The organism is Desertivirga arenae, assembly GCF_017355785.1.
Classification (GTDB): Bacteria; Bacteroidota; Bacteroidia; order Sphingobacteriales; family Sphingobacteriaceae; genus Desertivirga; species Desertivirga arenae.
Map to the genome: position 1 here is coordinate 465,939 of NZ_JAFEWE010000002.1, position 12,624 is coordinate 478,562.

Annotated in this window: 8 protein-coding genes; 1 reads left to right on the top strand and 7 read right to left on the bottom strand. The window is 44.0% G+C overall.

The features are described from left to right. Positions 1–31: 31 nt before the first annotated feature. Positions 32–1,858, bottom strand: coding sequence for a sodium:solute symporter family protein (locus J4N24_RS05955; RefSeq protein ID WP_207532744.1), 1,827 nt, complete (start codon positions 1,856–1,858; stop codon positions 32–34). A gap of 221 nt (positions 1,859–2,079) precedes the next feature. Here J4N24_RS05955 and J4N24_RS05960 point away from each other — a divergent pair, with 221 nt between their 5' ends. After that, a complete protein-coding gene (locus tag J4N24_RS05960) occupies positions 2,080–2,955 on the top strand; it encodes an AraC family transcriptional regulator (protein WP_207532745.1) in 876 nt (291 codons plus the stop codon). Between the two features lie 3 nt (positions 2,956–2,958). Here the strand turns inward: J4N24_RS05960 and J4N24_RS05965 are convergent, their stop codons facing one another. The 6 genes from J4N24_RS05965 to J4N24_RS05990 form a co-directional block, all read right to left on the bottom strand. After that, positions 2,959–5,640, bottom strand: a complete 2,682-nt coding sequence (locus J4N24_RS05965; protein ID WP_207532746.1) for an alpha-L-rhamnosidase — start codon at positions 5,638–5,640, stop codon at positions 2,959–2,961. 26 nt (positions 5,641–5,666) lie between these two features. Then, a complete protein-coding gene (locus J4N24_RS05970) occupies positions 5,667–7,709 on the bottom strand; it encodes a sialate O-acetylesterase (protein WP_207532747.1) in 2,043 nt (680 codons plus the stop codon). 166 nt (positions 7,710–7,875) lie between these two features. After that, positions 7,876–8,973 carry a glycoside hydrolase family 5 protein gene (locus tag J4N24_RS05975; protein ID WP_207532748.1) on the bottom strand — a complete coding sequence of 366 codons (1,098 nt, stop codon included), beginning with the start codon at positions 8,971–8,973 and terminating at the stop codon, positions 7,876–7,878. Between the two features lie 53 nt (positions 8,974–9,026). Next, on the bottom strand, positions 9,027–9,710 hold the full coding sequence (locus tag J4N24_RS05980) for a GDSL-type esterase/lipase family protein (RefSeq protein ID WP_207532749.1): 684 nt from the start codon (positions 9,708–9,710) through the stop codon (positions 9,027–9,029). Between the two features lie 47 nt (positions 9,711–9,757). Continuing rightward, entirely contained in the window at positions 9,758–10,903 is a 1,146-nt protein-coding gene (locus J4N24_RS05985; protein ID WP_207532750.1) for a glycan-binding surface protein, read from the bottom strand. A 26-nt stretch (positions 10,904–10,929) separates the two neighbouring features. After that, positions 10,930–12,615, bottom strand: coding sequence for a RagB/SusD family nutrient uptake outer membrane protein (locus tag J4N24_RS05990; protein ID WP_207532751.1), 1,686 nt, complete (start codon positions 12,613–12,615; stop codon positions 10,930–10,932). Positions 12,616–12,624: the final 9 nt, after the last annotated feature.

Genomic DNA, 12,624 nt, shown 5'->3' on the forward strand with positions numbered 1-12,624 from the left:
TTTCTGCTCCCTAAGGAGCGATGTCTTGTTTTTAATCTTCGAGTTTATCCCACCAGGTTCTTTTCAAGATCGTTATCACCACTACCAGGATGAGGATGGTAACGATCAAAGGCAATTGCATGGACAGTACGAGGTACATGGGGAGAATAGTTAAACAGCATTGTGCAATGATGCCCAGCACTACATTGAACATATCGAGCTTAAAGCGTTTATTGGGCTGGAAGCTGGGATCATCAGCAATGACCAGTTGGTGAACTGGCTGCCAGAAGCCCCAGGGCCTAACGGTGCTGTAAAACTTTTTGAGCACAGCTTCCTCACTTGGCGGAGCGGTATATGTACCGGCGATACAGCCTCCTAAGGAGATCAGAAATAAGAGTGGCCAGACGTAAAGGGGAAGGATCCCTTCAAAAATGAAAGGGAAAACCAGGGCAGCCATGATCCCAGCCGCCATTCCCCAGAAGAATCCATTGGCGTTGAACCTCCACCAGTACCACTTGAGCATATTGGATGCGATATACCCGCCGTAAAGCGCTCCTACTATCCATTGAAGGATACTATTGACGTCTTTTGCAAAAAATCCAAGTACCACCCCTACAAAAACGACCACTACCCCTACGATGTAATTAAGGCGGATTATCTTCTTTGTTGGAGCATTAGGATTGATATATTTCAGATAGATATCGTTTACTATATAAGCCTGAGCGGCGTTTAGCGTTCCTGAAAAAGTTCCCATAAAGGCTCCGAGCAAACCGGTTAGTACCAGGCCTAACACGCCCACCGGCAAGAAAGAATTGATTGCCGCAGGAAGGATCTTTTCAAAGTCTGTTCCTTCAGGAGTTCCTATATTCAGTTTATCATAATACAATAAAGCCAGTACGGTAAGCCCGATGATCATGGAATAACGAATGGGCAAGAGCACGATGGATACGAAGCCGGTCATCTTGGAGGCTTCTTTAGGACTTCTGGTGGATAACACCTTCTGCATATCATAGCTTGGAGGAGGCCCGGCTAAACTTGCGAACACCCCTTTGAAAAGCATCATCATAAAGAAGATCCCAAATAAGCCGAAGCCATCTTCCTGGATCTTCTTATTGGCATCAGGTACGATCCTTGACCAGTCGAGATCCAGTTTCCAGCCAAAGAAAGGATCGGCCCAGCCTGCAGGAACATTTAAAGTTTTTCCGTTGAGATGGGTACTGGCGATAATAGCTATGGCGATACAGCCAATGGTCATGATGATGTACTTTATAAAATCGCCAACTACGATACTATGCATCCCTCCAAGAATGGAGTAGAACATGGCAAAAAGGGTGAACACAATGCCATAGAAGTGAGCTACGTATTGAGCGGGAACATCAAAAGGGATATAAGCTTTCACCAGATCCCAGGGCACAAATATCTCGATGAACTTTCCCAATCCAACAAATCCGTAGGCAAGGAAGCCCAGGCAGCTTAGCAAAGCAAATGCTACCACAATATTATGAGATGCTTTAACACCCCTGCCACTGACGCCAAACCGTGTTGCCAGCCATTCGGCACCGGTATCTGCATTAGAACGTCTTAACCATTTTGCCAGGAACATCATATTAAACACCTGGTTGAAGACGGGCCATAACCAGGGTATCCAGATACTCTTCATTCCATATACAAAGCAAAGTGAGATCATCCACATGGTTCCGCTGATATCGAACATATCAGAGGCATCGCTGAGGCCAAGCATATACCAGGGAAGCTTCTTGCCTCCCATCAAATAACTCTCTTTATTCTGTTTGGCTTTGTTTTTATAGAACCACCCGATCATGACCATCATGACGAGGTAAAACAGAATAATAGCAATATCTATGACTTGTAACTTCATTTGCTTGGTTTGTAATTGATCTTTTCCTTTGTGAACTATTCTCGGCTATAAAATCCTCACCAGGTTTACAAGTGTAAAGGTCTGGAAAGAGTGGAATTGCTACTAATACTTTTTTAGCCAAACCCTATATAATTTCCCTCAAAATTTGTTCATAGAAACCATTTAAAATAAATTTATCCTATAAAATATAGTACTTAATTAACCTTTTATAAATCGCCTGCATGAACAAGAGTATCATTAAAGAGATCACACCTCTGACCCCGAACGACTGCTTTACTATTTTTTCGAGGGTGAAGAAGGAGTTCAATTTCCCCCTGCATTTTCATGATGAGTATGAGCTGAACCTGATCCTGAACGCAAAAGGAGCCAAAAGGATCATCGGAGGACATATTGATGTGATAAGTGATTATGAACTGGTACTGGTAGGACCTAATATACCGCATGCCTGGTTCACCCATGAATGTACTACTGAAATTACCGAGATCACCATTCAATGGCATAAGGACTTATTTGATGATAAATTTTTATCCAGAAACCAGCTGAGTTTTATAAAGAAATTGCTTGAAATGAGTGCAAGAGGAGTAAGTTTTCCGCAGGAGGCTATTCAATTGGTACTGCCACGTTTACAGCAATTGAGTCAGCGCAGCGGTTTTGATTCGGTACTCGACCTGATCAGTTTATTACACGACCTTTCTACTTCCCGGAATATTATAGCTCTTTCTGATACCTCTTTCCTGAATAGTCAGAGTTATAATTATAACAGCAGGCGCCTGGACAAGGCCTTTCAGTATATGAATGAGAACTACCAGAAGGAGATCTCCCTTATTGATATAGCTAAATTGGTGAATATGACTGAGGAATCCTTCAGCCGGTTTATCAAAAAAAGAACAGGAAATACCTTTATCAGCAGTTTGAACGAAATAAGACTGGGACACGCTTCAAGAATGCTGATCGATACTACCCATTCCATCACCGAGATCTGCTACCTCTGCGGGTTCAATAACATTTCTAACTTCAACAGGCTTTTCAAGAAAAAGAAAGGATGTACACCGAAGGAATTCAGAGAGAACTTTTCCGGTGTACGGGTATTTGTTTAACCATTACAATTCAATGGTCAGCCTATAATTTCCGGCGGTCAGGTCGGCCTTTTGCATGCCTTCCTTTTCTTTGTTGAAAATGGCTTTATTTTTTGTGGCTTTAGCCTGATCTGCTTTTATGTTTTTAGCTTTCAGCAATACCGTCGCTCTACTATTGGCAGGAATAGTCAGGTTGTAAATTACATGATTACCGCTTCTTTTCCAGCTGGAGGATATTGTACCATAAGGGCCTTTATGATTTGCTTCGAAGGCATTTAAGCCGGCAACAAAATTGGGTTTGATGATGGTGTTCTTGAAACCAGGAGCAGAAGGATCGGGATAGATCCCTCCCAGGGCCTTATAATACCAGGCACCGATCTCGCCAAACATGATATGATTTAAGGAAATATCAGAGCTGCCTTCAATCTTCCAGTTTTCGTACAAAGTTGTAGCTCCGTTTTTAATCCACCATCCCCATGAAGGATAAGTTTCCCGGGAGGCAAGTTTGTAGGCCTGGTCTGCATATCCATTTTCGCTTAATGCATTTAGAATAGTTTTAGACCCCAGCAGCCCCACATCCATCGTCCCTGTTGCTTCAACCTTCTGGGCCAGGTTCTTTGCAACCAGAGGCTTTAGCTCGTCCGGAACTATGCCCCAGAAAAGCGCCGCGCTTAGTTCTGTTTGCATACCACTGGCATATACTCCTGTTTGAGGGTTCAGGAATTTGGCATTGATAGCCTTCCTGATCTTTTCTGCCAAAGCTGAGTATTTCTGGTGATCTTCTTGTTTTCCTAAAACCTTCGCCGCCCTGGCTAAAATAGAGGCATCGACATAGTAGTATATGGAGGAAGTGAGCTCTTTGTTGGATTCTGATTTGATGGGGATCCAGTCGCCCAAACCCCAGTCGGTAAGGCCGGAAGGACTTTTGCTATCAATGTAATTGACATATTTCTTGATGTTCTCGTAGTTCTTCTCCAGGATCTGATCATCGCCATAAAACAGGTAAACGTTCCAGGGAATGATGGCAATCGTACTGGTCCAGTCGGGCCCGTTTGCCCAGTCGTAGCCCCACATACCGGTAGGAATTATTGCCGGAAGCACACCATTAGGCTGCTGCTCGTCGCGATGGTCGGCCAGCCATTTCTCATAGATGGTTATGCCATCAAAGTTGTACAGGCCAGTTTCGACAGCAATATGTGCATCCCCTGTCCAGCCATTCTTTTCCCGTTGCGGACAATCTGTGGGATAGCCGAAGAGATTCGATAAATAGGAGTTGTTGGTAGCCTGCCAGATCTTATTTAAGAGCTCACTAGATGAGGTGACAGATCCCAGCGGGGGAACATCGCTATGCATAAAGTAAGCGGTAAGGCGCTCTTTTGTGAGCTCTACAGGTTTGTCACTTACAACTTCTACATACTGGAATCCCTTGTAATTGAACCTGGCTCTGAAGCTTTCTTCTCCCTTACCCGAAAGAATGAAAATGTCGGTTTGAAAAGGGTCTTTATCATCCGTAGGCCGGTAGTGATAGTCAATATTTGACAGATCCACATGTCCATCTTTCTTCAAACGCTCTCCATGGATAAGTCTCAACGTTGTTCCCTCTGCTCCCTTAAGTCTGATCTGACTTACCCCGGAAAAATTGCGTCCCAGGTCGAACACATAATTGGTAGGGCTTAGCTTTCTGATGCTTGCCGCTTTTATTTCCTGAAGATCACGTATAGGACGAAGTTGCTGAGAAACAATATTAGTTGAAGGTGCAGAGGTATAGATAACGTTCTTCCATTTAGAATCGTCGAAGCCGGCTTTATTCCAATCCGGGTTCTCCAACCGGGCGTCATAATGCTCTGCAGTATAGATGCTGTTAAAGATTAAGGGACCGAAAGAAGTTTTCCAGGAATTGTCTGAGGTAATGGTTTCGATGGTACCATCTTCAAAAGTTATCCTAAGGTCCATACAGAACTTTGGACGGGCACGCCATGGTGCCTGGTCAAAGAACCAAACGGCGGTTGACTGGTGATTATACCATCCATTACCCAAAAGGACTCCTATTGCGTTTTGGCCGCTTTTCAACAAAGAAGTAACATCATGAGTAAGATATAGGGTGCGACGATCGTAACGGGTATACATGGGGTCAAGCCGATGATTACCTACCCTTTGTCCATTGAGGTATAACTCGTAAAGTCCTGCCGCAGCAATGTAAGCTTTGGCCGATTTGATCTTTTTAGGGCTGTTAAAGCTTTTGCGGAAGTAAGGGGCTTGCTTGATATTGATATCATTGGCATCTGTGATCCATGATCCTTGCCAGTTAGAACTCATTAAGCCTGTTTCGAAAGAAGCAATGCTTTGATCAGAAGCGCGGTTCTTATCATCCCAAACCTTTACCGCCCAAAAATAACGGGTAAAAGGCTTGAGTGAATCCTTAGGAACCAGAACTTTCATTTTATCAGATTCGATCGTTCCGGATTCCCAGACATCTCCCCGTCCAGATACTACCGCGTTGGAGTCGGTACCGACGATGACCCGGTAAGATCTCTGAGCGCTAACGTCGGGGCAACCCGCAAGGTTCCAGGTTAAGCGGGGTGAATTTGCATCAATGCCCAGAGGGTTTTCGAGATGTTCACACTGAAGGTTTCCGGGCTTACATTGCCCCAGGGTAGGCGTATACGCTACAAGCACAGCTATAACCGCTGTGCCTGTAGCTTTCAATAAAGATCCTTTCAATTGTTCCTGACTTATCTAAGTGTATACTTTACGTTTTCTGTAATAGGTTTCCAGTTGTCTGTCCGGAATGGAACCGCAGGGAAACCCTCCTTGTTATAAAGGTTTGCATCACCTGCATCATCCGCCCATGCATACCTTACTGCTACCGGACTTGCCACATTTTCGCTGCTAAGCACTACTGTGTTGCCTTCTACAAAAGCTTTGGCGTAGTGAAATTTCTTATCGGCACCTGCCACCTCAAAACCTCTCAGATATCCGTATTTATCTTTCGCCATTAAACCAGATCCAGTTTCCTTAAAGCTAAGCATGGCCATATTGCCTGCGACCTGCAGTTTGTCAAACACCGGCCCTTGAAAAGCATTTCCTTTCTTATATGATTGGTTTAAAGCAACAGCGGCCAGGCGTTTGCCTACATCCTGCTTGTTCTTCGGATGAATGTCGTTAGTTTCTCCGATATCAACAGTAACCGCCATGCCTGTATTAGGAAGCCTTAAGGTTTGAGTTTGAGCCTCCCGTAATTCTGCCCATGAGCTACCATGATTACTGTCGCCACTGGAAGCGATCCAGCTGGATAACTGCACAAAATAGAAGGGGAAATTACCCTGTTTCCAGTTGTTCCGCCAGTCGTTGATCATCAGAGGAAAAGCGTCCCTGTACTGGACTGCGCGACCTGCGTTGTTTTCGCCCTGGTACCAGATGGCGCCTTTTATTGCATAGGGAATCAAAGGATTGATCATGCCGTTGTAAAGCAGAGTTGGAAAACTGTTAGGATCGCTCATGCTGCTTGTATTGGATACTGCCAGGAGGGATTCCAATTGAAATTTCCATTGACCTTCTAAGGGGATCAGTTCTTCATCTACTTTTATATTCACATCGTTGACACTTCCATAAATACCACCGCCGCCACCGGTATCTTCTACCCTTACCGATATAACGTTCTTACCTGCTTTTAGCAGTCCCGCTGGTACACTGTATACCCGGTTGGTATTATACCCATTCTTAACAGCACCCACCCTGGTTCCATTAACATAAGTTTCGTCAGAATCGTCGATCATAGCGAGGTGAAGTTCGGCCGGCTTTCCTGCATTTTCTGCCTTTAGATTAAAAGAGGTACGCAACCAGGCGATACCGTCGAGGTTTTCTACGGATTGCTCCCAAAAACCGGGCACCTTCACTTCAGGCCATTTGCTATCATTGTAGTCCGCCTGGCGAAAAACTGCAGCAGCGGCTGAGTCTTTAGGAAGTGCGCCCTGCAGTTCGATGATCTTTTTGTTCAACTGGTTCTTACGTTCTTTGATCACATATTCGAGGTTGGCAGAGGCCGGCATGGTTTTCATCATGGCCTTGAAAATATCACTGTTCTGCAAGGCGGGGCGACTAATCCAGGTTTCGATGTCTGTACCTCCCCAGGAAGAGTTGATCAGACCGATCGGCACCTGCAGTTCCTTATAAAGCTCCCGGGCAAAAAAATAGCCTACCGCTGTAAAATCTCCGACTGTTTTTGCTGAAGCAGCAACCCATGAACCTCCACGTACATCGTCGAGGGGGTCTTTGGCTGTGGTATTAGGAACTTTGAAATGACGAATAAGCGGATTCTTTGCCTCCCGCATCTCTTTTTCTGCATCTTTACTGCCTCTTACCGACCATTCCATGTTAGACTGGCCAGAACATAACCAAACCTCTCCTACTAATACATCGTTCAGCGCGATGGCATTCTTTCCTTTGACATTTAATGTGAATGGCCCGCCTGCCGTTTCCGGAGAAAGTTCAACTTTCCATTTTCCTGCATTATCAGCTTTAACTGTTGCAGACTGGCCCCTAAATGTAACTGTAACCTTTTCGCCTTTATCAGCCCAGCCCCAAACTGGTATCTTCTGATTCCTTTGCAGGACCATCCCGTCTCCAAAGATCTTCGGCAAACGGACATTGGCATCTGCATAAAGAACGTTTAACAGAAGTGCGGATAAAAGAAGTGCTCCTTTCCTGAATGGCCTGTGGAGGGATGGCCTTTGTTGTTGTTTTAAGCTGGCCGGATAGATGAATGCTCTGTTCATACTATAAGTTCTTTTTTTGTAGGTGTGTTTTTTGGTAGTTTATAACCTGGTAATTGTTTTACAATATACGTGATGATTTAATAATTATAATAATACAAAAAGGGAGCTACTGGCTCGAAGTAGCTTATCCCTTTTGGTTTTACCGGTAGATATGATAGAAATCTTATTATTTACAGTTTATAGGATTTGTAAAGAGATATTTCATAAGTGTACTCATTTGCGGTCTATCCTGACCATTAGCGGGTTGCACTGCAAGTGGATAGTTACCCCATCTAGGGCCCGCCGACCAATAAGTTCCATTTACGCAATTGTCGCTTAAGTATTTTAACATGCGATCAAGCACAACGTTCCAACGTGGGTCGTTATCAGGAACACCGTACTCCCCAACAAATCCCCGAAGTTTGTTGGTTTTAAGCCAGTCCACAAAAGGAGTTACGCGTTCTACACCGATATTTTCGGTAGCAGCTTCAGTATCATAAGAGCCTTTATAACTGCCCCCGGCATCCTTGTCAAAATAGGTATGGGCCTGGAAGATCAGATTATTCCCCGGATCAATTAAATCCTTAAGGTTATCACTAACCTGCTTCCATTTGGATGCTGAACTAAAGGCATCGCCGCTTACGACAATAGTAGTCTTCTGATCAATCGTTCTTATCTTATTAATTGTTTTTTGAGCAATATTGAACCATGTTGCCTTGGTTAGTGCATAGGGTTCATTCATCATATCATATCCCCAAATATTGTTATAGCCTTTGAATTCATTAGCAAGTCTGTACCACACGTCTCCCAGCGCTTCTACCGGCAAGCTGGCATCGCCAATTTCAACAAAAACGGTATCAGAATTATTACTAGTCATTTTCCGGCGGCAGAAATTATGCATATCAAGCAGGATGAGCATTTGTTTTGATTGTGCAGCCTCTACAAATGTTTTCATCCGCGACAGCTCCTCTGAATTAAGGGGACCAAAGGTTGTAGGCTGAATCCGTTCCCAACGAAAGGGGAAGCGAATAAGCTTGAATCCTTTAGCCTTGAAATAGTCAAGATCAGCAGCCGTTGGATATCCGTAATGCGTGCCCAGAGTACCGGGTATAGTGCCAAATTCTGCTCCTGAAAGATTAACGCCGAAGGGCTGGGAGGGCTTAGAATAAGTGTTTGCAGGAGGCGGATCAACAGGTTCTGTTTTTTCTTCAACAGGTGCACCTTTTTTTCCACATGACAATAGTATTCCAATAGCTATTATTAATAGCCATAATTCCTTTCTCATAAATACTTGGGTTAAGGGACTAGCAGCACTACTAGTCCCGTTTTTTACTAATTCTACTTCTTTAAATGAGGTTTAAGTACTTCTGCCCAAATTGCATAACCTTTTTCATTCAGATGAACGCCATCTTCTACATAAATTCCGGGAATTGGATTTCCAGCTGGATCCATTGTGGCTGAAAAAATATCGGCATAGTCCAATTTCTTCTGCTCTGAAATAAACTTTTTTATAAGATCATTTGCTTGCCGAACTATTGGAATTGAAGCAGCTCTTCCTGGGCATCCCTTGATAGAAAGATACGTTATTTGCACTTTCGGTTCATCTTTCCGGATCAGGTTTATCAAGGATTTAACACGCTCTAAAACCAGCTCAGCTGTTGCTCCAGCTGCAATATCATTATCCCCGGCATAGATCACGATCTGCTTAAGCTTCTTTGGATATTTTACCACCTCAAAGTATTGCTTTACATCAAGCAATTGCGAGCCACCAAAACCTCTGTTCACTATCATGTATCCCGGAAACATTTGCTGAACGTTATGCCAGTTAGTGAAAGAGGAACTACCGACCATTAAAATTGACCGTTTAGGCAGCGGATTAATACTATCCTGTTTTTTAAAATCCTGAATGGTATTCCAGTAATAAGATTTGTTTTCCTGTGCTTGCGCCGGCAACGTAAAGCTGGAAAGCCAAATCAAAAAAGTGATAGCGAGAGATAAGCTAAACTTCAGTCCTGAATTCATACTTTAATTTTACCAGGGGGGCATAGCCCCCCTATAGACTTTCGCAGTTACTGTTTGGGAACGATCCTGAAATTATCGAAAGCCATATCGGCATTAATTTTCGGGCCGTGAATAACATATTCGTTGTTGTAAAAACCAGAGGCACTCACATTAATTACCCGGGTAAAGGCATCTGCCCAGGGTAGTGTGATCGTTTTCCATTCTCCACGGGTATCTACTCCAGAGGTCCTCACATCCCATAGGTAGTTATTACCTCCAGACCAGCCTCCGCCTTCAAAGAAAAACTTCATGATAGTTCCTTTAAACGGATTGTTGGGGTTATTATAGAACTCAAATTTGAGGACATAATTTTTAGGGTTGTTTACCACATCTGCAGGCAGTGGGCGTGCTCCAGAAACTATTGCCCCACCGGTACCATCCCAGTCGTTATTATTTACTTTATAGTGCAAGAATCTGCCACTTATTGGTTCAGGAACCGGGCCTGCCGTTCTTACCCCCAGATTTACATTACCGTTGTTACCGTCAAAGTCGAACAATATGTTTCGGTTATCGCGGTAAGGGTAGGGATAGGTATAGGTTTGATTACCCTGAGTTTCCACGATCTTGATCTGATCTCCCTGATGAGCACTTAAAGGAACAGTAATGAACAAAGAGTCTGTAGTGACCTTGGTTATCGTAGTCTCTGTATTTCCAAAATAGGCCTTACCATGCCCGGCATTGAAGCCATAGGTTGTAAAACCGGTTCCGATCAAAACCATGGTATTCCCGGCAGGAGCATATTCATTAACGATCTGGTTGATCTTCAGTGGAGGAATAACAATACCAAAGTCGTGCTGGGCTTCCCCTTTGTTCGTACTGACATAAACCTTATTAGTGGTTTGTGTTGGAATGGTTCCCGGTATTTTCACGGTGATTTCATTAGCACTTACGAAAGCCTGGTCCAGATCAACGGCTACATCATTAAATTTCAGAGATTGAGTACCACATAGATTTTGTCCCTGAATAGTTACATATTGGAAGAATTCGGCGGATTGAAGTACATTTTTCCTGTCTGTAGGTTTTACTACATTAGTGATCACGGGTGTACCATTACACTCTTCACCTGCATCCTCCTTTTTACAGGCGGAGAAATTAACACTACAAAAGATTGCCGATGCTGCTATTATATATAGTTTTAGTTTTGACGTTTTCATACAACCTCTAATTAATCGTAAATTGATTACCAACCTGGGTTATTATTTTCAATACTTGAATTTCCATTCATCTCGTCGTCGGGGATTGGGAACAGTAAATGTTTTGGTTCCCTTGTTTTTATAATTCCGTTGATGTCTAGGCCACCTATGGCATTCATTACCTGCAGGTAGATCCCCCAGCGTCTCAAATCCCATGGACGGTTCCCTTCTACAGCAAGTTCACGACGTCGCTCCTCGAGCACCTGAGAACGGAAGGCCACCTTATCATTATTGAAGTCAGCTAAAGAAACAAGGCTTGCCCGGCTTCTGCCCCTTACCTGATTCATTGCATCGATAGCCAGCTGAGTAGGACCGTTCACCTCATTTTCCGCCTCCGCAAAGATCAGCAGGGTTTCTGCGTACCTTAACCATGGGTAAGCAGCATCGTTACGGAAAATAGATTTATCGGAAACATCTGCAAATTTGGTGGTTAGTGCCAGGTGAGAATCGTCATCAGCGTAATTATAGCCACTTACCCAACCTTTGGTAGGATCTCCATACTCTTTTTTAGGATACCATTGAAGATTACCGTTCGAATCTTTCCATTTATGGTCTACACCCTCACGGATCCTGGCATCATTCGATTCAAAAAGATCATACCATACATCTGACAGACCGTACTGGCCGCCGCCTCCTGCTACTCTTCTTTCGGGGTCGGCAGCTGAACGAACACCATAATAAGCATAGCTTAAAAAGTTTCCGAACTCTTCGGAATTTGCCTGCGCGTACATGGTCCATAAATGTTCTCTCTTACCCCTGTTTTCTCTCTTCCATACATCTGCCCAGGTTGGGAATAATGCTACTCCGGATGCTGATGAATTATCCATCACTTCTTTTGCCTTATTGCGGGCAAGGGTGAAGTATTCGGTAGCATCGAAGTTTTCGTGTCCGGCCACTACATTTTTGTTAATGCTTAGCAGTGTTGGCTCTTTCCTGTTATTGCGTGCCCCCTGCGGTCCGCCGTAGACTTTTACAACACCGGATTTTAATGCACCTGATGCCATGGTGAGGTATACCTTAGCCAGCATCGTTTTTGCTGCTTCCATGCTTAGGTTTCCTTCCTTGTATTTTGCATTGGTACGACTGTAGAGCTGGGTTTCGGATTCCTTTAGCCGGTCTACAATATACCCGTATACTTCGGCAACAGAAGCTCTGGGAGGATTCGGATCTGCGCCCTCTGTTACAGAAACGGGGTACAATGGCACTCCCCCAAAAGCTTTAACTAAGGTAAAGTAAGCCCAAGCCCTGTAGAAGTTAAGCTCGCCTAAGGCGTTATTCTTCGAGCCTTCATCAATGGCGGTCATCTTATTTACCACACTGTAGGCAAAGTTGGCCCTGGCTACAAGAAGGTATAAGTTGTTCCAGTACGCATTTATATCCCCATTGCCTGAAAAGTTACCTGCTCCTGTGGTTGTGAATGCCCATGTTGGACCGGTAGCATCATCAGAATCGATGTCGTGTACTCGGTTGAAAATGGCGTATGCGAAAAAGGCACCGGAATTGAAGGTCGCTTTAACTCCATCAACCATCATTTGTGCCGCTTCCGGCGAATCCCCCATATTTTCGGGAGCAAGGAAAGAATAAGGTTTCTCCTCCAATGCGTCTTTACAGCTATCAAATGATAGTAAAGTACTTAATGCTATAATTGGGATTAATATTTTCGTTCTTTTCATTGTAGTATC